The organism is Tsukamurella strandjordii (genome assembly GCF_039525985.1).
GTDB lineage: Bacteria > Actinomycetota > Actinomycetes > Mycobacteriales > Mycobacteriaceae > Tsukamurella > Tsukamurella strandjordii.
Map to the genome: position 1 here is coordinate 407117 of NZ_BAAAII010000004.1, position 20935 is coordinate 428051.

The window sequence follows — 20935 nt, forward strand, 5'->3', positions numbered from 1 at the left end:
GTGAACGTGCGGGAGCAGTTGGGCGAACTGTTCGAACTTGTCGGTGGACAGGCGCACAATCGAGCCATGACCGTACGCCTGAATCCCTACATCAGCTTCGCCGACAACGCCCGCGAGGCGCTCGAGTTCTACCGGGAGGTGCTGGGTGGGGAGCTGGAAATCTCCACGTTCGAGGGCATGCCGCCCGAGATGATCGACCCCTCCGAGACCGGCAAGGTGATGCACGGCCAGCTCACCACGCCCGACGGTCTCACCCTGATGGCGGCCGATACCCCGGCCGGGATGCCCCGCACCGTGGGTGACGACATCAGCGTCTCGCTGTCGGGAGACGATCTGGCCAAGCTCACCGGCTGGTGGGAGAAGCTCTCCGGCAGCGGCCAGGTGACGGTGCCTTTCGTGCAGGCTCCGTGGGGCGACACCTTCGGCATGTGTGTCGATCGGTTCGGCGTGAAGTGGTTGGTCAACGCCTCCGCGAGCTGACGGTGAGGGGGTGTTCTATGAAGCGTCTCGTACCGGAACGCACGATTGATTCCTTGTTTGCGTACGAGTTCCTCGTCGCTGCTCCCACCGCCTTGTTCTGGTCGCCGGCGAATACCCAGAAAGGGATCTGGGACCATGACATCCTGCACGCCGGTCAGAGACTCCTGATCGAGTGCAAAGGGCTTCTGCCACCGTCGTCGACGAAGTCGACCGATTGGCAGGTGCCGATCGACCTCACTCAGTTGCAGCGATACGTGGGGCAGCCCCTTACCCGGAGCCTTGTCTACATCCTCCCTGCAATGCCAAGTGACGTGGCACGTCCGTGGTTACGCGATTGCCAAGCCGATCCCGACGACGCGGGGCACTGCCTTGCCTGCTCGGACGCCCTTGCCCAGCAGTGGGGCAGGGCGGTGCAGTCTCGGCGGTGGGCTGGAAAGTCGTCTGCGGTGGCGAGCGCGACGTACGAACGGCGACTGCAACCGTGGTTCAGTCATTGGGCATGGTGCGTGAGCGCACTGGACCTTAGTCAGCATCTCTCGTGGACGCGAGGCTCGTCGAACAGCATTTCTGCAGCCGATCGCTCTCTCGGATCAATTCAGGGCGCAACGCGGCTGTGCCATCTACTGGCATCGGTTGCGCTGGATTTCGACGGGCGGACGGGCGAGCTCGCTTCGAGTCGAGTCCCGCGCGCCGAGCGCGGCGACTACGAGCCGGTACTCGGTCGTTACCGTCTTGCGGACGATGTACGTTTGACGAATCGCGTGCTGGAAGTACTCGATGACAGCGACGGAGCGGCGTTCGCCTACTACTGAATCTACCGCCGGCGGGGGTCCGCTAGACTTGCCGACGCTAGGGCCTCTAGCTCAATTGGCAGAGCAGCGGACTTCAACAAAATAGGAGCGCCCGGCTGGAAACAGCTGGGATGACACCACTCAAAGTCGGGGAACCCTTCGCCAGGTGACTGGCATGGCAATCCCGAGCCAAGCCGAGGCAGGCCTCGGAAGGTGTAGAGACTGGACGGGTGGCACCTACCGCGCGTGAGCGTCACGGTGAAGGGACAGTCCAGACCACGAACGCCCTCGGGCGGCGTCGAAAGACGAAGTGGCAGGTTAATCCGTAGGTTGTGGGTTCGAGTCCCACGGGGCCCACCACATGTGTTGTTGCGAGCGATTCGCAGAAACCACGTGCGCGCATGCTGCCGCGTAGTCGTTGTCGGCTTCCTTCCGCGACACCTCGCGGCTCGTTCCGTCGAGGGCAGAGCAGCAACGTGATTTCCAGGACCTGACCAGGCGATTTGGGAAGTTGCTAGGATGTGCCATAAGCTATCCCAGCTCCCAACGGAACACGGAAGCGGTGCGGAGAACGGCTTTCAGCCGTCCGAAGCGAGCCCCCTTCGTTTAGTGGCCTAGGACGCCGCCCTTTCAAGGCGGTAGCGCGGGTTCGAATCCCGTAGGGGGTACGTCGCAAGACGCAAAATTGCATATGGCCCTGTGGCGCAGTTGGTTAGCGCGCCGCCCTGTCACGGCGGAGGTCGCGGGTTCGAGTCCCGTCAGGGTCGCCATCCGAGTTCTATGAACTCGGCGGTGACGGTTTTACCGGCACGGCCAGGTAGCTCAGTTGGTACGAGCGACCGCCTGAAAAGCGGTAGGTCGCCGGTTCGATCCCGGCTCTGGCCACAAGCAAGACCCCCTGTTCTCAGGGGGTCTTCTTGTCTCTACGGCCGGGTTGCGGAGATGTGCTGCCGTACCGCGGGCACGACCGACCCCCACACCGCCGGCGGCGGGATCTCGTGGCCCACCCCGTCGAGCCGGAGCAGCGATGCCCCCGGAATCATCCGGGCCAGGGCCTCCCCGTGGGCGAGCGGGAACATCGGATCGTCGGCGCTGTGGATCACCAGCGCGGGAGCTCTGATCGCCGACGGATCGGCCGATGCGCCCTGCTCCGCCACGAAATGATTGTTCATCGACGATTCCATCGACGCCGTGCGCCGGACCTCGGCGGTCGCAAGGGCCCGCACGCGCGGCTCGTCGAACCGCCCGGGCGCGGCGTACGGACGCTCGACCTCCACCCGGTAGTCGATCACGGCCGCCTCGTCGGTCCAGTCCACCTCGGGCGGCGGTTCCTCCCAGGTGGCGGCCACGGCAGCGCTCGGCGGCGGCAACGGCCCGGGATCGCCTCCATTGGGGCTCGACTCGACCAGCGTCACCGAGAGCACACGCTCGGGTGCGTGAACGGCGAGACTCTGGGCGATGCCTCCACCCATCGACATCCCCATCAGGTGCGCCCGCTCGATCCCGAGCGCATCGAGGAGCCGCAGCGGATCCCGCGCCAGGTCGTCGCCCGTGTACTCGGGGCGTCCCGGCGGCGAGGCCGAGGATGCGCCGGTGTCGCGGTGGTCGTAGCGGATCACCTGGAGATCGCCGCCGGCGAGCAGCTCGCAGAACTGCGGCATCCACCAATCCATCGACTGGCCGCCGCCGGCGATGAGCAGGAGTGCGGGCGCCGTGGCCGGGCCGCGCCGGTCGATCGCGATCCGCACACCGTCGAGGTCGAGGATCTGCACGGGAACGCTCCTGCCGTCGACCCCCGCTCCCACGGTAGACCTCCTGAACCCCGTCAGCCGGTGAATCGGAAGTGCACCGCGGCGCCGATCGGCAACTGGGCGAGCAGGTCCAGATGGTGCGGGGCGACGGTGCCGATCACCGGGTAGCCACCCGTGGTCGGGTGATCGGCGAGGAAGGCCACCGGCAGGCCCGATGGCGGTACCTGGATGGCTCCGGTCACCAAGGCCTGGCTCTCCAGGTCGCCGTTGCGCCGCGCGAGGGGCTCGCCCGCGAAGCGCACGCCGATCCGGTTCGAGTCGGGCGTCACGGTCCAGGGGCGGGAGGTGAAGTGGGCCAGGGATTCCGGTGGGAACCATTCGCCGTCGGGTCCGGGGATCACGTCGACGACGGTGCCCTCCGTCGCCGGGACGGCGGCCGGGGCCTCGGGTGCGCCGACCGCGGTGCGGGGCTGCGGTCCCACCGGGAGGAGGTCGCCGGCCGCGACGGGCGGCGGTCCGAGGCCGGACAGGACATCCGTGGCGCGGCTTCCGAGCACGGCCGGCACGTCGATGCCGCCACGCACCGCGAGCACCGTGCGCAGACCCGCATCGGGCGGGTCGATCTCCAGCACCTCGCCGGCCCAGAGTGGAAAGGCGGTGGCGCGGGGCACGATCCGGTAGCCCTGATCGGTGGTCACGGCCACCACGGCATCGGCGCCGGTCACCGCGAGCACCTGATCGACCTCCGAGGAGAGCACGAGGCCACCGGTGTTCTCCAGGGCCGCCGCCCCCGCGGGGTTGCCCACCAGGCGATTGGCCTGCGCCAGGGCGCCGCGGTCGGCGGCGCCCGAGCGGGTGATGCCCAGCGGTGCGTAGCCTTCGCGGCCGAGGTCCTCGATCAGCGTCTGCATCCCCGTCGCGTGGATGCGCAGCGCACCGTCGGGCGCCTCGGGGGCGGGGAGCGCCGCCTGCGGGACCACGAGGTGTTCCCGGACGGCGCGGAACCGGACCCGGGTGCCCGGGACCAGCAGGGCGGGCGGATCGCGGTCGAGGTCCCACAGCGGCGCGTCGGTGCGGCCGATCAGCTGCCATCCGCCGGGGGAGGGGCGGGGGTACACGGCGGAGTACTCCCCGGCCAGCGCGACGGTGCCGGCCGGCACCCGCACGCGCGGGGAAGCGCGTCGCGGGATCGCCGGACCGTCGAGATCGCCGCGCAGGTAGGCGAACCCGGGGGCGAAGCCGACGAAGCCCACGTGCCACTGCTGGTCGGTGTGCCGGCGGATCACGGTGTCGGTGTCGGTGCCCGTCGTGCGGGCCACCTCGTCGAGGTCCTCGCCGTCGTAGACCACGTCGATGTCGATCACCGGGCCGGACAGTGGCGCGGGCGGCGGGATCGACACCCCGCGCAGCGCCGTGGTGGCGGCGGTGGTCTCGGCGACGCTCGCGAACATCACCGTGACGGTGGCGCCGCCCGCGACTACCGCGCGCTGTCCCGGTAGCGGCGCCTCGACGAGTGCGCCGCGAAGGGATTCGACCGATTCGGCCGGTACCCGGACCTGGAGGGCGGTGCCGCCGAGGCGGCGGATATCAGTGGGCCGCATCGGTGTGCGGTGCACCGGCCATGAGTTCGAGGTCCTCCTTCTCGTCGGGGTCGCGGCCCAGGATCATGCCGGCCACGGTGACCACGGCGGCCACGGCCACATAGGCCGCGATCGACACCCAGGTCCCGGTGTTCTTGTAGATCACGGTGAACAGCAGCGGAGCCATCGCGCCGCCGACCACTCCGGCGAAGGTGTAGGCGAGTGAGCTGCCGGAGTAGCGCAGGCGGGCGGGGAACTGCTCGGTGATGAACGCGGCTTGCGGGCCGTACATCAGTGCGTGCAGCATCATGCCCACCACGATGCCCACGGTGAGCAGTACCCGGTTGTCCTGGCCGATCAGGGTGAACAGGATCGGCACCCAGAGGGCGGTGAGTACGGCGCCGATGCCGTACACCAGCCGCCGGTTGATCCGGTCGGTGAGCCAGCCGGCGAAGGGCATCACGAAGATCTGCGTGGCCGAGCCGAGCATCACGGCGGTGAGCACCTCGCTGGTCTGGTAGCCCAGTTGTTTGGTGGCGTAGGTCGCGAGGAACACGGTGAGCAGCGAGTACAGGACGTCGGGGCACACGCGGGAGAAGGCGGCGGCGATGAGCGCGCGGGGATGGGTGGTGACCACCTCGGTGACGGGCGCGGCGGGCGGCTCCTCCCGGGCCAGGAGGGCCTGGAAGACCGGCGTCTCTTCGAGTTTGAGGCGGATGATCAGGCCGAAGGCCACGAGGATGGCCGAGGCCAGGAAGCCGACGCGCCAGCCCCAGTCCTGGAAGGCTTGGTCGCTGAGGAAGGCGGCGAGCGCGGCGAGTACGCCGTTGGCCATGAGATTGCCCACCGGAACGCCGATCTGGGCCGCGGAGGCCCAGAAGCCGCGACTGCGGGGATCGGCGAACTCGCTGGACAGCAGCACCGCGCCGCCCCATTCGCCGCCCACGCCGACCCCCTGGGTGAAGCGGAGCAGCACCAGGATGACCGGGGCCACGATCCCCAGGGTGGCGTGCCCGGGCAGGAGGCCGATCAGCACGGTTGCGACGCCGATCAGCAGGAGCGTGGCCACGAGTACGTTCTTGCGGCCGATCTTGTCGCCGAGGCGGCCGAAGACGATGCCGCCGATGGGGCGCGCGAAGTAGCCGACCGCGAAGGTGGAGAAGGAGGCCACCAGGCCCATGTACGGGTCGTCGGAGGGGAAGAAGACCGCGGGGAAGACGACGGCGGAGGCCACCGAGTACAGCGCGAAGTCGTAGTACTCGAGCGAGGTACCGGTGAGGCTGGCGATGTACGCCTTGACGGCCCCGGGCGGCCGTTTCTGTGCGGGTTCGACGCTGGTCATGAGGGGTGGCCTTCCTCCAGGAGAGTCCGCTACGGGTCGGCGGTTGGGATCACCGTAGGCGATTGTTGAACAATCCGCGCGCTGTATCGTCGGATTTGTTCAACAACTTCTGGAGCGGGGGTGGTCGTGGGCACCGAGCGACGGCGCGGACATGCCGCGATCGGGGCGACCGAGGCTCTGCGCTCGGCCATCGTGGGCGGCGATCTGCTGCCCGGCGAACGGCTGCGCGAGGAACCGCTGGCGGCGGAGTTGCAGGTCTCGCGGAACACCCTGCGTGAGGCGATGCGGGTCCTGGCCCACGAGGGACTCATCGTGCATGCGGCGAATCGCGGTGCCACCGTGACCGTCCCGACGGTCGAATCGATCCGCGACCTCTACCGGGTGCGCCGCACCGTGGAGGTGTACACGCTGCGGTCGGCCGATCCGGGGCAGCCCGCCGCGGCGCGGATGCGCACCGCGGTCGATACGGCGATGGCCGCCGCCGCGCGCGATGACTGGCGCGCGGTGGGCACCGGCGATCTCGAATTCCACCGGGCGATCGTGGCTCTCGCGGACAGTCCGCGACTCGATGCGGTGCTGCAATCGCTCCTCGCCGAGTTGCGACTCGCCTTCGGCGTGGTCGACGATGCGCGGGCGCTGCACGCTCCGTTCCTGGCGGACAACGCCCGGATTCTCGAGCGGTTCGAGAGCGGCGACAGTGCTGGCGCCGCCTCCGATCTCGAGGACTACCTCGCGCGGTCCGAGTCCCTGGTGGTCGCCGCGCAGGCCGCCCGCGCGGTCAGGTGAACTCGGCCTCGCAGTCATCGGAGACGGGGAAGGACTGGCAGGCGAGGCGGACTCCGTTGCCGAGCTCGTAATCGTCGAGGGTGTCGTTGACCAGCATCCGCACCTCGCCTCGTCGGAGCGTGAACGCGCAACCGCCGCAGTTCCCTTCGCGGCACACGTAGGGTGCGTCCAGGCCCGCCGCCAGGAGCGTGTCGAGGAGTACCTGCTCGCGGGGCCACGCCAGGGTCGAGGTCGCGCCGTCGAGGTCGACGGTGACGGTGGCCGCGCCGTCGGCGGAGGCCGCTGAGGCGGGGAGGGGGTCGTCGAACGGATCGACCGTGAGCGAGGCGAAGGCCTCGCGGTGGATCTGCCCCGCGCCGATCCCCGCCGCCTCGGCGGCGGCCGCGGCCGCGTCCATGAATCCGGCGGGGCCGCACAGATAGGCGGCCCCGGCGGTCGACGGAACCGCGTCGCGGAGTGCTGCCGCGGTGGGGAGGCCGCGGTCGGCCTCGAACCAGTGCACGATGCGGAGCCGATCCCCGTGTGCCGCGGCGAGATCGGCCAGCGCCTCCCGGAAGATGACCGACGCGGCATCGCGGTTCGCGTACACGAGCGTCACACGCAGCGGCGACGAGGCGAGCGCGGTCCGCAGGATCGACATGATCGGCGTGATCCCGCTGCCCGCGGCGAACAGCACGGGCTCCGCGGAATGATCGCGCACGGTGAACGTGCCGCCGGGGCGGAGCGCCTCCATGACCAGCCCCGGTTTGGCGTTGTCGCACAGCCAGTTCGAAGCGTAGCCACCGTCGACCCGCTTGACGGTCACCTGGAGCTGCTCGTCGAGCCCGGGGGCGCTGGAGAGCGAATAGCAACGCGGCGCCCAGGATCGCCCGTCGTCCGGTGTGCCGGGGACCCGCAGGGTGAGGAACTGTCCCGGCCGGTAGGCGAAGGCATCGCCCTCCGGGCGGGCGAAGACGATCGAGATCGCCTCGGCGCTCTCTTCGATGACGTCGATGATCTCGAGCGGATGCGCCCGGGTGGTGCGTGACTCCACGGATGAACCCCTTCTGTCGTCTGCGCCGAACGGTACATTTCATACCGTGCCATTGACAACTGGCACGGTATTTGGTGGTCTGAGGCGATGAACAGCAAGGCAACGGCTCCGCCGGTCCCCACCGGTTCGACCGCTCGCGCCGAGGTGACCGCACTGGCCACGCGATACGGATTGGGCGTGGTCAGCGGCCTGATCCCGATGAACCCGATCGGCGTGCGCGTGGCCCGCGGACTGGTGGCGAGCATCATGGGCGCCCTGGGCTCCACGCCCCGGGGAACCCGCGCCACCGCCGTCCGCACCCCGAGCGTCCCCGGCGAGTGGGTACTCGGCCCCGGGGTCCGGTTCGGCCGCCGCGCCGTCTACTACATCCACGGCAGCGCCTACGCGATCTGCTCGGCGCGCACCCATCGCAGCCTCGCCGCCCGGCTCAGCACGGTGACCGGACTACCGGTGTTCGTCGTGGACTACCGGCTCGCGCCCGAGCACCCGTTCCCGGCCGCGGCGGACGATGTGGCCGCGGGCTTCGACTGGCTCCTCACGCAGGGATACGCCGCCGACGACATCGTGATCGCCGGCGACTCCGCGGGCGGGCATCTCGCCTGCGACCTGCTCCTGCACCGGGCCGCGGATGAGCGGCCACAACCCGCCGCGGTCGCACTCTTCTCGCCGCTCATCGATCTCACCTTCGGGCTCGCGGCCCGGCAGGAACGGATCCGTCGCGACCCCGCGATCTCGGCGGCGGCCGCGCGCGGGCTCGTGGACCTGTACACCGCCGGGATCGCCGAGGACCACCCGCGTCTCCGGCTGGACTTCGCTCTCGCCGACCGGCTTCCGCCCTTCCTCATTCAGGTGGGCGGCGCCGAGATGCTCTCCGCCGACGCCCGCTACCTGGACGAGCAGCTGCGGGCACACGGCGGCAGCAGCACCCTCGAGGTGTGGCCCGGCCTCATGCACGTCTTCCAGGCGCTGCCCCGTCTGGCCCCCGAGGCCGATGCCGCGCTGCTCCGCGTCCGCGACTTCCTCGCCAGCACCGACCGCGCCGCGGTCTCCACCGACTCGAAGGCGGTCTCCTGATGATCCCGGGCATCGATCGACTCCTGCACCGCCTGGTGCGCAACCCGGTCTCCGCGGAGGCCCGCGCCGTGGTCACCGGTGCCGGCAGCGGCATCGGGCGCGCCTTCGCGCTCGAACTGGCCCGCCGCGGCGGCGAGGTGATCTGCGCCGATATCGACGAGACCCGCGCGAAGGAGACCGTTGCGCTGATCGCCGCGCAGACGGGGCGCACCGCGCACCCCGTCGCCTGCGATGTCGCCGACCGCGCGCAGGTCGAGGCGCTGGCGGCCCTCACGCGCACCGTCTTCGACGGTCCGCCCACCCTGGTGATCAACAACGCCGGCGTCGGTATTGGCGGCCGGCCGGTCGGCGAGATCGGCCTGGAGGACTGGGGCTGGGCGCTCGGCATCAACCTGTGGGGTGTGGTGCACGGCTGCGAGCTGTTCGCGCCGATGCTCCGCGAGGCCGGACGGGGCGGCATCATCAATGTGGCCTCCGCCGCGGGATTCGCCGCGGCACCGTCGATGGGGCCGTACAACGTCTCCAAGGCCGGTGTGATGTCGCTGTCGGAGACGCTCGCCGCGGAACTGGCGGGCTCCGGGATCGCCGTCACCGTGCTCTGCCCGACCTTCGTCAAGACCAACGTGGCCAAGGACGGACGGATCACCGAGGGCAGCCAGAACCTCGCCGGGAAGCTCATGGCGCTCACCGGCTTCTCACCCGACCAGGTGGCCGCCTCGACCCTCGACGCGAACGATCTGGGCCGCCTGTACGTGCTCCCGCAGCTGGACGCGAACGTGATCTGGCACCTCAAGCGCCACTTCCCCGTCCCCTACGCGCGCGGTCTCGGCCTGATCAACCGGCTGCTTCCCGCCTCCTGAACTCACTCCGCCCGAAAGGAACTCACCATGGCCATCGATCTCGACAACATGCTGCAGATGATCAAGGACCGCCAGTGGTCCCTCGCCGACATCGACTGGGATGCGCCGGGCGCCGAGCTCATCGATCCGGAGCTGCACGCCAAACTCAAGCCCTTCCTCTCCGACCTGATGTGGATCGAGAACGTGGGCGCCCGCGGTTTCGCCGCCATGGCGAAGAAGGCCCCCACACCCACGCTCAAGAGCATCTACGAGCATTTCCACGCCGAGGAGCAGAAGCACGCCAACGCGGAGCTCGCGCTGATGCGCCGCTGGGGCATGCTCGACGGCGACGAGATCCCCTCGCCGAACGTCAACGTGCAGCTGGTGATCAACTGGCTGGACAAGCACTCCGACGGCATGTCGCTGTCGTTCCTGGGCACGGTGATCCCCATGCTCGAGGTGGCGCTCGACGGTGCCCTGATCAAGTTCATCACCGATGAGGTCAAGGATCCGATCGCGCAGGAGGTGTTCAAGCGGATCAACGCCGACGAATCCCGGCACCTCGCCGTCGATTTCGAGGTCATGGACATGCTGGGCCACGCCGACCTGCGCAAGCGCACCATCGATTTCGTGGGCGGGTGGATCAAGCCCTCGCTGCTGATCGGCTTCCTCAGTTACGTTCCGCTGCTGAACAAGATGCGCGACAACATCGTCGACATGGGCGTCGACGAGGAGCGTCTGTACGGAGCGATGAAGCGGTACAAGAGCGTCGGCGAGCGCAGCGAGTTCGTCCGCCGTCTCCCCATGTTCCGGGTGGTGGCCTGGCACGGCGGCTGGGTGGTCAAGCGCTCCAATCGGCTGTACCACGTTCCCGCGGACGCGCTGGTGAAGGCTACCAGCCTGATTCCCTTCCCCCTGGTTCACCGCACCCCCACGTGGTCGCAGGAACTGACCTACGAGCCGACGGCCTGAGAGGAACTCCGTGAGCATCTCCGTAGCCATCATCGGCGCCGGATTCGCGGGCATCGGCGCCGCGATCCGACTCCAGGACAAGGGCATCACCGATTTCGCGATCTTCGAGCGCGATACCCGCGTGGGCGGCACCTGGCGGGACAATACCTATCCCGGTGCCGCCTGTGACATCCCGTCGCGCCTGTACTCCTACAGCTTCGCCCCGAATCCGGACTGGTCCCACACCTACTCCGGGAGCGGGGAGATCCTGTCGTACATCGACAGCATGGTCGAATCCGCCGGCCTGCGCCCACACATCCGGTTCGAGCACACCGTGACCGGAGTCGAGTACGACGCCGACACGGGGGAGTGGACCGTCTCCTTCGACGGCGGCCGGGCGCCGGTCCGGGCCCGCTCCGTGATCGTGGCCTCCGGCCCCCTCGCGAACGCCTCCTTCCCCGACATCCGCGGCATCGGGGACTACGAGGGACACACGATCCACAGCGCCCGCTGGGATCACGACTACGACTTCACCGGCAAGAAGGTGGCCGTGGTGGGCACCGGCGCCAGCGCCGTGCAGATCGTGCCCGAGGTGGTGCGCTCGGCCGCGTCGGTGAAGGTCTTCCAGCGCACACCCGGCTGGGTACTGCCCCGGATCAACACGGAGACCGGCGAGTTCACCAAGCGGATCTACCGATCCATCCCCGGCGCCCAGCAGCTGGCCCGCGCCCTGTGGTTCTGGGGGCACGAGTCCGTGGCGCTCGGCGTCGTGTGGAACACCCCGCTCACCCGTGTGGTGGAGGCCGTGAGCAAGCTGCACCTGCGCTCCCAGGTCAAGGACCCCTGGCTGCGTCGCCAGCTGACCCCCGACTTCGCCGCCGGATGCAAGCGCCTCCTGATGACCAGCGACTACTACCCCGCCCTGCAGCGGGAGAACTGCACGCTGGTCACCTGGCCCATCGCGCGGATCGCCCCCAAGGGAATCCGCACCGTGGAAGGCATTGAGCACCAGTTCGACTGCATCGTCTTCGCGACCGGATTCGACGTCTCCAAGGCGGGCACCCCCATCCCGATCACCGGTCTCGACGGCCGCGTGCTCGCGCAGGAATGGAGCCGCGGCGCCTACGCTTACCGCAGTGTGGCGGTGTCCGGATACCCGAACCTGTTCTTCACCTTCGGGCCCAATTCCGGTCCCGGGCACAGCTCGGCGCTGGTGTACATGGAAGCGCAGATCGACTACATCACCGATGCCATCGCGCAGCTCATCGGCAACGGCTGGAAGGCGCTCGACGTGCGCCCGGAAGTGCAGGACGAGTACAACCGCGACATCCAGCGGCGGCTCACCGCCACCACCTGGAACTCGGGTTGCCAGAGCTGGTACCTCACCGACGACGGCTTCAACGCCACCATGTTCCCGGGCTTCGCCACCCAGTACGTGGGGCAGCTGCGCCGGGTGGATCTGCGCGACTTCCGCATCCTGGTACGCGAGGACGCCGGACAGCCGGTCGCCGCCGGATAAAGTGCAGGGATGACCGAGTACCGGATCGACGACCTGGCGCGCGTTTCGGGGACCACGACGCGCAACATCCGGGGCTATCAGGAGCGCGGCCTGCTGCCCCAGCCGCTGCGGCGCGGCCGGGTGGCGATCTACACCGAGAAGCACCTGCGGAACCTGCGAGCCATCAACAAACTGCTCAGCAGCGGGTTCACGCTCAAACACATCGCCACCTTCCTCACCAATCCCACTGCCCGAATCGGTGACGCGCTGGAACTCAACGAGATACTCGACGAGCCCTGGGCCACCGCGGAGCGCCCCCGCTACACGCGCGACGAGCTCGTCGAGCGGTTCGGCACGCTCGGTGACGACGACATCGCCACGCTGATCCGGGCCGGCATTGTCACCGAGACCACGGATCCGGGCGTCTACGAGGCCGTGGACAGCGGCATCATCGGCAACCTCGCCCGGCTGGTGCACCGCGGCATGGACCTGGCCGTGCTCGCCGACGTCCAGGAACGGTTCGCGCGGAAGATCAACGAGGCGGCGGAGATCCTGATGACCGCCGCGCACGACGAGGTGGACCGTCGACGGGGCCCGGGCTGGCTCCCGGAGTCCGAGGACGATGTGGCCTGGGCCGTGAGCCTGCTGGGCGCCATGCGGCGAGCCGGCACGGAGAACGCGCACGCCGCGCTCGACCGCGCCCTGGACGCCGCACTCGACAATGAGCTGCGTGCCCACCAGAGGGCCGTCGACGACCGGACGGGCGCGGACCGTCAGGCGGAGTAGCTCAGGGCTGCAGCCAGCGTCGTGACCGCGGCGAGCGCGCCGGCTTCGAGGGCGATGGCCCGGCGGGTCCGGGTGACCGGAGCGGTCCGGGCCCGCACCGTGGTGGACCGCCGCTGCCACCATCCCACGCCGAGCAGGGCCGCGAAGGCGATCGCCTTGACCACCAGCAGGGTGAAATACCGCGAATCCACCGCGGGTGAGCGGATCACCGCCGCCGCGATCCCGCTCCCGCCCAGCAGTGCCACCGCGGGGAGCGCCCACCGACTGAACTCGGCGAGCGCCGCCGACCACTCGGCCCGGCCTCGCAGCACCAGTGGCATCGCCGCCAATCCGCCGAACCACCAGGCCGCTGTCACGACGTGCACCGTGACCACGGCGGCACCGACCGGCGAGAGGCCGAGGTGCCCCGTCGCGGGACCGGCGGCCAGGCCGATCGCCGTGACGCCCAGCGCGATCCCGACGGGCATGCGGCGCCCGGCACCGGCGAGCAGCACCCCGGCGGCGGCCGTGACCGCGGCGGCGGGCACCGTGCGCACCTCGGCGGCGAGGCCCGCCGGGTCCACCCGCCACAGCGCGATCCCCGACCGGCCGGCGGCGGTCGCCAGCAGGTTGAGCGCGGCGAACCCCGCCCAGGCGACCCCCAACCGGGTGACCCAGCGGGCATCACGCGGCGGGAGGCCGGCGAAGGTCCGCAGGAACATCACACCCAGCGCCAGCATGCCGCACAGGTCGGCGGCCGCCCGGAAGGCGACGGCGGTCACGAGGCCGCGCGGCGACGGCGCCACCGCACCCCGGCCGCGGCGAGCGCGGCCACGGCACCCGCGGCCACCGCGATGCCGAGCACCGACGAGCCCCGTCCGGATGTGGACTCGGCGCCGGACGCGGGGCGGGCGCCGCCGTCGGTGGTCAGCGTGAAATAGGTACTGCCGGAGACGGCGTGGCCGTCGGCGGAGGTCACCCGGTAGGACACGGTGTACTCGCCCGGCCCGCCGAGCCCCACGAGATCGGCCCGCAGTTCCGCGCCGGTCAGCTGCGTGGAGCCGGTGGTCCACACATCGGTGGCGGTATTGGGTCCGGTCACCTGCACCTGGCGCGCGCCGTCCACGAGCGGCTCGTTGAACCGCAGGGTGATCGCGCTCGGGGCCTGTGCGACCGAGGAACCGGCGGCCGGAGTCGCCTCGACCAGGGTGGCGTGCGCGGAGGCGGACGGGAGCGCGAGGCTCATCTGGAAGGCGACGAGCAGCAGCGCGGCGAAGCCGCGGGCGAGGCCGGTCATGCGCGCCCCCGTCCGCCGCGACGGAAGGCCAGGGCCGCGGCGAGCGCCGCGACCGCGAGCGAGACGCCCGACAGGATCCACGCCGAATGCGCCGTATCCGCGGCACCCGAGGCCGCCGCGGCGGTGTCCGCGGGTGGCGTCAGCACCGGGCTCGGGTGTTCGGGTTCGGTCCCGTCCGCGGCGGTGGGCTGGTCCCACCGCACCTGCGTGCCGTCCGAGTACGACTGGGTGGCGGGCAGGGCGATGGTGCGGTCGGGGTACGGCGCCACGGCGACGGCGAAGTCGCCGTACTGTCCCGGTCCGATGCCCGGGGCCCCGGGCGCGGTGGTCCACGTGACGCTTGCCGGCGTCCCGCCGGCGCGCCGGTCGATCGTGGACGTCCAACCGGGGATCACCGCGGCACGCACCGATTTCAGACTCGGATCGAGCTGCATGGTGAGCGCGGTGGTGGCGGCGCCGGTCGCGGATTCGTTCGGCACCCGGACGATCACGGTGCCGGTGCGGCCGGGCGTCCCGTCGGGGGAACGGACGGTGACGTGCGCGCCCGACGGTGCCGCGACGGCCAGGGCGAGGACGACGGCGGCCGAGCCGGCCGCGAGCGGGCGGTGCAGGAGTGTGGTCATGTCTTCTCTCAGTTCGAATTCGAGTGTGATGCGGGCTCGGACGGGGCGGCGGTGCGCGGCGAGATGCCGTCCGCAGTGACCAGGAACTGGCCCATCATTCCGGCGTCCTCGTGGGTGAGCAGGTGGCAGTGGAACATGTAGGAGTACAGCGGATCCGAGTAGTCCTCGAACCGCATGACCAGCGTGGCGCGGTCACCGGGAGCGAGGTACACCGTGTCCTTCCAGCCGCGCAGTTCGGGCGGCGGCGCAGCGTCGTTGAAGGACGTGACCTGGAACTGCACATCGTGCACGTGGAAGTTGTGCGGCCAGTTGTCCACGTTGCGCACCGTCCACACCTCCGTATCGCCCTCGCGGGCGGTGAAATCGATGCGGTTCATGTCCATCTGCTTGCGATTGATCATGTGCCACTGCAGATCGAACCGGCGGCGCGGCGCGGTCGCGGCGGGGGTGAGTGGAGCGATCGCGGCCAGCGTCGACGGCAGGGCGGGGGAGGCCGTGACACCGCCGGAACGGAGCGTGAGTACGTCGAGCGTGTCGTCGAAGCCGAAGCGGGCCGCGATGTCCCGGTCGACCCGCCCGCGGTGCGCGGCGTCGGCGGGGAAGGACTGCAGCCGCACCGCATCGTCCGCCCGCATCTCGATCACGATCTCGGCGCGTTCGCCGGGGCTCAGGAAGATCCGGTCCATGCGCACCGGCGCGGCCAGCAGGCCACCGTCGGTGCCCACCAGGGTGAAGCCGCGGCCGTCCGAGAGGCCGAGGAAGTAGCTGCGACCCGAGGAGCCGTTGAGCAGCCGCAACCGGATCCGGCTCCGCTGCGCATCGAGGTACGCGCCCGCGATCCCGTTGGTGATGATCGTCGGCCCCGTCATCCCCACGGCCTCCGTGAGCGTCTCGTCGAGCTGCCCCGCCGGGGTGAACCGGCGGTCCTGGATCACCACGGGGATGTCGTCCACCCCGTACTCGGACGGCAATCCGGCGGGGCCGTCGCCGTCGAGCAGGAAGAAGCCGGACAGGCCGCGGTACACGTGCCGCTCCGTGGCGCCGTGCGGATGCGGGTGGTACCAGAGCGTGGCCGGGTCCTGCCGGATCGTCCACTCGGTGGTCCAGGTGGCGCCGGGCGCGATCGGCTGGTGCGGCCCACCGTCGCTCTTCGCGGGCAGGTGCATGCCGTGCCAGTGCACCGTGGTCTCCTCCGGAAGGGTGTTGCGCACCCGCACGCGCACCTTCTCGCCATCCCGGGCCCGCAGCGTGGGCCCGAGCACCGCGCCGTTGAAGCCCCAGGTGCGGGTCGCCCGGCCCGGCGTCAGCTCGGCGGTGCCGGCCTGTGCGGTGAGCTCGAACAGCCGCGCACCGTCGGCATCGGTGCGCGACGGGGCCAGCGGCGGCACGGGCAGGCGCCGCAGACCGTCCGGCCCGGTGCCGTTCCCGGCCGAAGACGACGGGAAACGCACCAACGAGCACGCGCCGGCCAGTGCCGGCGCCGCGACGAGCGCGGTGAGCAGGGAGCGCCGCGTGACCGTTCGGCCTGCGGCGGTGGTGATCTCGTTCATGCATCCATCGTCGGATTTCCGGGGCCCCTGAATCCTCCGCCCGCGGTACCGACCCGGACCGCCGATTCCCACCCCGCGACCCCTTGTGGACGGCTACTCGATCTGCTACCGAGCCGGTACGGTCGTCAGGTGATGGATGCCATGGACGGGATCCGCCGGATGCGGTGGGTGCGCTGGGTGCCGCTGGTGGTGACGCCGGTGCTGCTGCTGGCCAGCACCTACCCGGGGCGATTCCACGTGTCGCCGCTGTACTGGGTGCTCTCGCTGCTCGCCGCGGCGATCTTCGCCGTGGGTGAGCGCCGCCCGCTCGCCACCTCGCTGGCACTGTCGGTGATCGGCGGCGTGCTGCTCGCCCAGGAGGCGTGGGGGATGTCGGGGCTGGTCCCGTACCTCGCCGTGATCGCCCTGCTCGACCTCGCCGCGCGGGGCCGCGACGGCCGCTCCATCGCCCTGGGCACCGCGGTGTGGGCGGCGGCGGTCGTGCTCCACGCCGTGACCGATCCGTACGGCCGATCCGGCGCCGCCCAGCTGGCGGTGCAGGTGCTGGCGTACGTCGGACTGCCCCTGGCCGCGGGCCTGTACCTGCGCAGCCGCATCCAGCTCGCGCACCAGGATCGCCTGCGGATCGCCGCCGAACTCACCGGCGCACAGCAGACCGAACGCGCCGCGCTCGCCCGGGAACTGCACGATCTGGTGGCGCACCACATGGCGGCGATCATCATGCGGGTGGGCGTGGCCCGCACCCGCACTCCGGACGGCGAATCCAAGGCCGTGCTCGACGATGTGCACGCCACCGCCTCCGAGGCGCTGGGCAACATCCGCAGCCTGCTCACCGCGATCCGCGCCGATCAGGTGGGCTCGCCCACCGAGATCGCGGACGTGCGCGGCGAACTACTGGGTGCCGTCGAGCGAACCCGCGCAGCGGGATTCGCCGTTACCGACTCCATCGAACTCGACGACGACGCATTGGATGCGATCGGCTCGCTCACCCTGGTGCGCGTCACCCAGGAGGCGCTGACCAACGTGATGAAGCACGCCGCACCGGGATCCGCGGTCGAGCTGCGGATCGCGCAGACCCCCACCGAGGTGATCGCGCAGGTGCACAGCGATCTGTCCGGCACCCCGCAGCGCGGGTCCGGGCACGGACTCGACGGCATGTCCGAACGCGCCCGGCTGGCCGGGGGAGTGCTCGACGCCGGGCCGCAGGACGGTGGCTGGTCGGTCCGGCTCGTCGTCCCGACGCAGGAGGCCCGACGATGATCCGCGTCCTGATCGTGGACGACCAGCGGCTGATCCGCGACAGCCTGCGCATGCTGTTCGACGGTGCCGAGGACTTCGAGGTGGCCGGCGAGGCCCGCGACGGCCAGCAGGCCGCGGACGAATTCGCCCGCACCCGGCCCGATCTGGTGCTCATGGACCTGCGGATGCCCGGTGCCGACGGCATCGTGGGAATCACGCACATCAAGGCGCAGGACCCGGACGCCGCCGTCGTGGTGCTCACCACCTTCGACGACGATGATCACCTCTACCCCGCGCTTCAGGCCGGGGCGGCGGGCTTCCTCGCGAAGGACATCGCCCCCGAGGAGCTGCTGGATGCGCTGCGGCGCACCCTGGCCGGCGATGTTCCGCTCTCACCCGCCACCGTCAAACGACTGATCGGGCAGGCGCTGGTGGCCCGTACCGACACCCCGGCGAGTCCGGCAGTGCCCGCGGCCGAGTACTCGCTGACAGCACGTGAACGCGAGGTACTGGCGTTGATCGGGCAGGGGATGTCGAACGCCGAGATTGCGGCCGAACTGCACCTGGCGGTCACCACGGTGAAATCCCATGTGACCAACCTGCTCGCGAAGACCGGTTCCAGCACCCGCCTGCAACTGGCGCTGCTCGCCGCGCAGTAGCTAATACAGGGCTTCGGTATCGACCTCGTCGGCCTCCGCCGCCAGCGTGGCCGAGTCCGGCGCACCGTCGGGCTCCTTGCGGCCGGTGAGCAGCGAGGCGACCGCGCCGATCAGGCAGACCACCGCGGCGAAGGAGAAGGCGAGCTCCAGGCCCGAGCGGAAGGGCTCGGAGATCAGGTGCGGGAAGAACTGCAGACCGGTGAGGTGCTGCGACTGCTCCGCCGTGAGGTTGAGCTGGGCCAGATGCGGGCCGAGCAGCTCCTGGATCGGGTTGTAGCCCAGGAACGCCGCGAACAGCACGGCCACCGGCGGCAGCGCCGCGATCTCGCTCGCGTACTGCGCGGGCACCCCGTTCGCCTGCAGCCCCGTGGACATCGCGCCCGGCAGCGAGCTCGAGAGCCCGGCGATCATCAACGAGAAGAACAGGCCGATCGAGAGCACCATGGCCGCGTTCTGGAAGGTGGTCATCATGCCCGAGCCGGAGCCGCGCGAGGTGGCGGGCAGCGAGTTCATCACCACCGCGCGGTTGGGCGAGCCGAACATGCCCATGCCCACACCGTTGATGAACAGGATCAGGGCGAAGGCCCAGTACGGGAAGTCCACCGGCAGCGCGATCAGCGCCAGGAAGGTGAGCGCGGTGATGAGCAGTCCGGTGGAGCTGAGGCTGCGCCCACCGATCCGGTCGGACAGGGCGCCCGCCGCGGGCGCCGAGAGCAGGAAGCCGACGGTGAGCGGCACCATGTAGATGCCCGCCCACAGCGGCGTCTGCGTGTAGTCGTAACCGTGCTGCGGCAGCCAGATCCCCTGCAGCCAGATGATGAGCATGAATTGCAGGCCGCCGCGGCCCAGCGAGCCGCACAGGTTCGCGACGTTGCCCCACAGGAAGTCCTTGCTGCGGAACAGATGCAGATCGAACAGCGGTGCGGGGACCCGCAATTCGATGTAGCAGAACACCGCGAGCACTGCGGCGCCGCCGATCAGGCAGGACAGCACGAAGGGGGAGGTCCAGCCCATGGCGTGTCCGCCGTAGGGCTGGATGCCGTAGGTGATGCCCACCAGCACCGCGATCAGTCCGACCGCGAAGGTGGCGTTGCCCCACCAGTCCATCGTGGCCGGGACGCGCTCGCCGCGGTCCTCCAGCTTGAGGTACGCCCAGATCGTGCCCACCACGCCGAAGGGCACCGAGACCAGGAACACCAGGTGCCAGTTGATCGGTGCCAGCACGCCGCCGATCACCAGGCCGAGGAAGGAGCCCGCGATCGCGGCCACGCCGTTGATGCCCAGCGCCAGGCCCCGCTGGTTCTGCGGGAAGGCGTCGGTGAGGATCGCGGAACTGTTCGCCATGAGGAAGGCGCCGCCCACACCCTGCACCACGCGCCAGCCGATCAGCCACAGGGCGGCGGGCGCACCGTCGAACCAGGTGACCGCCAGGAAGACCGACGAGACGGTGAAGATCGCGAAGCCCATGTTGTACATCCGGGCGCGGCCGAACATGTCGCCGAGCCGCCCGAACGCCACCACCAGCACCGCGGTCACCACCAGGAAGCCCATCATCATCCACAGCAGGTAGCTGGTGTTGCCCGGTTCCAGCGGGTTGAGGTGGATGCCCTTGAAGATGTCGGGCAGGGCGATCAGCACGATCGAGCTGTTGATCGTGGCGATCAGCATGCCCAGAGTGGTGTTGGACAAAGCGATCCACTTGTATCCGTCGCGGGTTTCGAGGTCGTGGATCGCCAAGACACAGTCCTTAATTTAGAAGAACTTCGTATTTATCTCGGCAGTCTAAGTGTCCTGATCGGGGTGTGCAGGGCCGCCCCCGGTCAGCCGCGCCATTCGACCTTTTCGCCCTGTTCCGGCGGGAACGGCGCGGGCGCGCCGAAGGGCTCGCCCGGAAGCGGGATCACCGAGATCGCCGCGGCGGGCTTCGGATCCGGTTCGCCCTCCTCGTTCAGGCGGAACAGCCACTGGCGGTAGCCCTGATCGTCGCGGCGGCCGCGCACCTGTACTCGCGAGCCGAGGGGGAGCGGGGCCAGGTACTCGATGATCGCGCGGTGCGGGCTCAGCAGGATCGGATCGCCGTCGAGATCGTCCTCCACGAGCTGCCAGTAGGCGGCGTTGTTGAGGTGCTGGAAGGGGTCGTAATCGGTGGTCCGGAGGGCGAACTCGTGATCGGAGGCCGACGGTTCGGGTGCCGGCTCGGTGTTGAGCGCCTTCCAGCGCAGCCGGGTTTCGGCGACGTACTTGCTCAGGTACTCCATGCCGCCGTCGCTGATGTGCGTGGGCATCCCGGTATCGGCGTTGAACCGGATCCAGAAGCCCTCGGTCTCCACGTGGCCGCCGGCGGTGTCGTGCAGCGAGATCCGCATGTTGCACCACCGCGAGCTGGTCGACTCGCACCAGCGGGTGAGCGTGACATCGGCGGGCCAGGTGAGCGGCGCGAGCACGTCGATGATGGTGCGCCGCACCAGCCAGTACGGGTCCGTCGATTCGAAACCGCGGTGGAACATCTCGTCGTTCGCCATGTCCTGCAGGTACCGGGCCACACCGTCCAGCCGTACTCGGCGTTCGGGGTTCACATCGCCCGTACGCACCGGCCACGTCCGCTCGAAGGACGGTCCGGGCGGGGTGTCCTGGAGGAACTCGTAGGTCGACGGGGTCGCAGCAGGCTTCGTCACGG

20 protein-coding genes and 3 tRNA genes are annotated in these 20935 nt (G+C 70.0%); 13 read left to right on the forward strand and 10 right to left on the reverse strand.

The annotated features are described in order from the left end of the window. The first annotated feature begins 66 nt into the window (after positions 1 to 66). The 5 genes from ABD108_RS07910 (at position 67) to ABD108_RS07930 (ending at position 2156) form a co-directional block, all read left to right on the forward strand. Positions 67 to 480, forward strand: coding sequence for a VOC family protein (locus ABD108_RS07910; RefSeq protein ID WP_220657881.1), 414 nt, complete (start codon positions 67 to 69; stop codon positions 478 to 480). A gap of 17 nt (positions 481 to 497) precedes the next feature. Continuing rightward, positions 498 to 1292, forward strand: a complete 795-nt coding sequence (locus ABD108_RS07915; protein WP_343929977.1) for a hypothetical protein — start codon at positions 498 to 500, stop codon at positions 1290 to 1292. 574 nt (positions 1293 to 1866) lie between these two features. Further along, a tRNA-Glu gene (locus ABD108_RS07920) sits at positions 1867 to 1939 on the forward strand. 25 nt (positions 1940 to 1964) lie between these two features. Continuing rightward, positions 1965 to 2041, forward strand: a tRNA-Asp gene (locus ABD108_RS07925). A 41-nt stretch (positions 2042 to 2082) separates the two neighbouring features. After that, positions 2083 to 2156: transfer RNA gene (locus ABD108_RS07930), tRNA-Phe, on the forward strand. Positions 2157 to 2194: 38 nt separating this feature from the next. Here the strand turns inward: ABD108_RS07930 and ABD108_RS07935 are convergent. Genes ABD108_RS07935 through ABD108_RS07945 form a run of 3 tightly spaced genes read right to left on the reverse strand, consistent with a single transcriptional unit; the run spans position 2195 to position 5944 of the window. After that, on the reverse strand, positions 2195 to 3076 hold the full coding sequence (locus ABD108_RS07935) for an alpha/beta fold hydrolase (protein WP_343929978.1): 882 nt from the start codon (positions 3074 to 3076) through the stop codon (positions 2195 to 2197). A 20-nt stretch (positions 3077 to 3096) separates the two neighbouring features. Beyond that, positions 3097 to 4623, reverse strand: a complete 1527-nt coding sequence (locus tag ABD108_RS07940; protein ID WP_343929979.1) for a 5-oxoprolinase subunit B/C family protein — start codon at positions 4621 to 4623, stop codon at positions 3097 to 3099. Beyond that, positions 4610 to 5944: an MFS transporter gene (locus ABD108_RS07945; protein WP_343929980.1), complete on the reverse strand. Its 1335-nt coding sequence runs from the start codon at positions 5942 to 5944 to the stop codon at positions 4610 to 4612. The genes ABD108_RS07940 and ABD108_RS07945 overlap by 14 nt, the downstream gene beginning before the upstream one ends. Positions 5945 to 6070: 126 nt before the next feature. Between ABD108_RS07945 and ABD108_RS07950 the strand changes: the two genes are divergently transcribed. Then, complete coding sequence (locus ABD108_RS07950) at positions 6071 to 6730, forward strand: GntR family transcriptional regulator (protein WP_343929981.1); 660 nt, start codon at positions 6071 to 6073, stop codon at positions 6728 to 6730. On the opposite strand, the gene ABD108_RS07955 is transcribed toward ABD108_RS07950, so the two are convergent. Beyond that, positions 6723 to 7763 carry a 2Fe-2S iron-sulfur cluster-binding protein gene (locus ABD108_RS07955; protein ID WP_343929982.1) on the reverse strand — a complete coding sequence of 347 codons (1041 nt, stop codon included), beginning with the start codon at positions 7761 to 7763 and terminating at the stop codon, positions 6723 to 6725. The two genes, ABD108_RS07950 and ABD108_RS07955, sit on opposite strands and share 8 nt — an antisense overlap. Before the next feature lie 87 nt (positions 7764 to 7850). On the opposite strand from ABD108_RS07955, the gene ABD108_RS07960 reads away from it, so the two are divergent. The 5 genes from ABD108_RS07960 to ABD108_RS07980 are packed head-to-tail and all read left to right on the forward strand — an operon-like array spanning position 7851 to position 12911. Then, positions 7851 to 8837 carry an alpha/beta hydrolase gene (locus ABD108_RS07960; RefSeq protein WP_343929983.1) on the forward strand — a complete coding sequence of 329 codons (987 nt, stop codon included), beginning with the start codon at positions 7851 to 7853 and terminating at the stop codon, positions 8835 to 8837. After that, entirely contained in the window at positions 8837 to 9697 is an 861-nt protein-coding gene (locus tag ABD108_RS07965; protein WP_220657888.1) for an SDR family NAD(P)-dependent oxidoreductase, read from the forward strand. Before ABD108_RS07960 ends, ABD108_RS07965 begins: the two co-directional genes overlap by 1 nt. A gap of 27 nt (positions 9698 to 9724) precedes the next feature. Then, positions 9725 to 10648, forward strand: coding sequence for a ferritin-like domain-containing protein (locus tag ABD108_RS07970; RefSeq protein WP_343929984.1), 924 nt, complete (start codon positions 9725 to 9727; stop codon positions 10646 to 10648). A gap of 10 nt (positions 10649 to 10658) precedes the next feature. Continuing rightward, positions 10659 to 12146 (forward strand): flavin-containing monooxygenase, encoded by a 1488-nt coding sequence (locus ABD108_RS07975; protein ID WP_343929985.1) that lies wholly within the window; start codon positions 10659 to 10661, stop codon positions 12144 to 12146. 9 nt (positions 12147 to 12155) lie between these two features. Beyond that, positions 12156 to 12911, forward strand: coding sequence for a MerR family transcriptional regulator (locus ABD108_RS07980; RefSeq protein WP_220657891.1), 756 nt, complete (start codon positions 12156 to 12158; stop codon positions 12909 to 12911). On the opposite strand, the gene ABD108_RS07985 is transcribed toward ABD108_RS07980, so the two are convergent. From ABD108_RS07985 to ABD108_RS08000, 4 genes are read right to left on the reverse strand one after another with little or no spacing between them, the layout of a single operon-like run. Continuing rightward, positions 12899 to 13672: a CopD family protein gene (locus ABD108_RS07985; protein ID WP_343929986.1), complete on the reverse strand. Its 774-nt coding sequence runs from the start codon at positions 13670 to 13672 to the stop codon at positions 12899 to 12901. The genes ABD108_RS07980 and ABD108_RS07985 overlap by 13 nt on opposite strands. After that, positions 13669 to 14187 (reverse strand): copper resistance CopC family protein, encoded by a 519-nt coding sequence (locus ABD108_RS07990; protein WP_343929987.1) that lies wholly within the window; start codon positions 14185 to 14187, stop codon positions 13669 to 13671. Before ABD108_RS07990 ends, ABD108_RS07985 begins: the two co-directional genes overlap by 4 nt. After that, positions 14184 to 14810: a DUF1775 domain-containing protein gene (locus ABD108_RS07995; protein WP_343929988.1), complete on the reverse strand. Its 627-nt coding sequence runs from the start codon at positions 14808 to 14810 to the stop codon at positions 14184 to 14186. Before ABD108_RS07995 ends, ABD108_RS07990 begins: the two co-directional genes overlap by 4 nt. Before the next feature lie 8 nt (positions 14811 to 14818). Further along, the gene (locus ABD108_RS08000; protein WP_343929989.1) at positions 14819 to 16360 is read right to left on the reverse strand and encodes a multicopper oxidase family protein; all 1542 of its coding nucleotides are present in this window, start codon (positions 16358 to 16360) and stop codon (positions 14819 to 14821) included. Between the two features lie 132 nt (positions 16361 to 16492). Between ABD108_RS08000 and ABD108_RS08005 the strand changes: the two genes are divergently transcribed. Further along, on the forward strand, positions 16493 to 17620 hold the full coding sequence (locus ABD108_RS08005; protein ID WP_255585759.1) for a sensor histidine kinase: 1128 nt from the start codon (positions 16493 to 16495) through the stop codon (positions 17618 to 17620). Then, entirely contained in the window at positions 17617 to 18258 is a 642-nt protein-coding gene (locus ABD108_RS08010; protein ID WP_343929990.1) for a response regulator, read from the forward strand. Before ABD108_RS08005 ends, ABD108_RS08010 begins: the two co-directional genes overlap by 4 nt. On the opposite strand, the gene ABD108_RS08015 is transcribed toward ABD108_RS08010, so the two are convergent. Together ABD108_RS08015 and ABD108_RS08020 are read right to left on the reverse strand one after the other, a co-directional pair. Next, entirely contained in the window at positions 18259 to 19995 is a 1737-nt protein-coding gene (locus ABD108_RS08015) for an MFS transporter (RefSeq protein WP_305111109.1), read from the reverse strand. Between the two features lie 83 nt (positions 19996 to 20078). Continuing rightward, on the reverse strand, positions 20079 to 20933 hold the full coding sequence (locus ABD108_RS08020) for an acyl-[acyl-carrier-protein] thioesterase (RefSeq protein WP_343929991.1): 855 nt from the start codon (positions 20931 to 20933) through the stop codon (positions 20079 to 20081). Between the last annotated feature and the right edge of the window lie 2 nt (positions 20934 to 20935).

Excerpts from the sequence above, each read along its gene's own strand:
- ABD108_RS07910 (WP_220657881.1), top strand. The coding sequence starts at position 67 with ATGACCGTACGCCTGAATCCCTACATCAGCTTCGCCGACAACGCCCGC.
- ABD108_RS07915 (WP_343929977.1), top strand. The coding sequence starts at position 498 with ATGAAGCGTCTCGTACCGGAACGCACGATTGATTCCTTGTTTGCGTAC.
- ABD108_RS07940 (WP_343929979.1), bottom strand. The coding sequence starts at position 4,623 with ATGCGGCCCACTGATATCCGCCGCCTCGGCGGCACCGCCCTCCAGGTC.
- ABD108_RS07945 (WP_343929980.1), bottom strand. The coding sequence starts at position 5,944 with ATGACCAGCGTCGAACCCGCACAGAAACGGCCGCCCGGGGCCGTCAAG.
- ABD108_RS07960 (WP_343929983.1), top strand. The coding sequence starts at position 7,851 with ATGAACAGCAAGGCAACGGCTCCGCCGGTCCCCACCGGTTCGACCGCT.
- ABD108_RS07965 (WP_220657888.1), top strand. The coding sequence starts at position 8,837 with ATGATCCCGGGCATCGATCGACTCCTGCACCGCCTGGTGCGCAACCCG.
- ABD108_RS07970 (WP_343929984.1), top strand. The coding sequence starts at position 9,725 with ATGGCCATCGATCTCGACAACATGCTGCAGATGATCAAGGACCGCCAG.
- ABD108_RS07980 (WP_220657891.1), top strand. The coding sequence starts at position 12,156 with ATGACCGAGTACCGGATCGACGACCTGGCGCGCGTTTCGGGGACCACG.
- ABD108_RS07990 (WP_343929987.1), bottom strand. The coding sequence starts at position 14,187 with ATGACCGGCCTCGCCCGCGGCTTCGCCGCGCTGCTGCTCGTCGCCTTC.
- ABD108_RS07995 (WP_343929988.1), bottom strand. The coding sequence starts at position 14,810 with ATGACCACACTCCTGCACCGCCCGCTCGCGGCCGGCTCGGCCGCCGTC.
- ABD108_RS08000 (WP_343929989.1), bottom strand. The coding sequence starts at position 16,360 with ATGAACGAGATCACCACCGCCGCAGGCCGAACGGTCACGCGGCGCTCC.
- ABD108_RS08005 (WP_255585759.1), top strand. The coding sequence starts at position 16,493 with ATGGATGCCATGGACGGGATCCGCCGGATGCGGTGGGTGCGCTGGGTG.
- ABD108_RS08010 (WP_343929990.1), top strand. The coding sequence starts at position 17,617 with ATGATCCGCGTCCTGATCGTGGACGACCAGCGGCTGATCCGCGACAGC.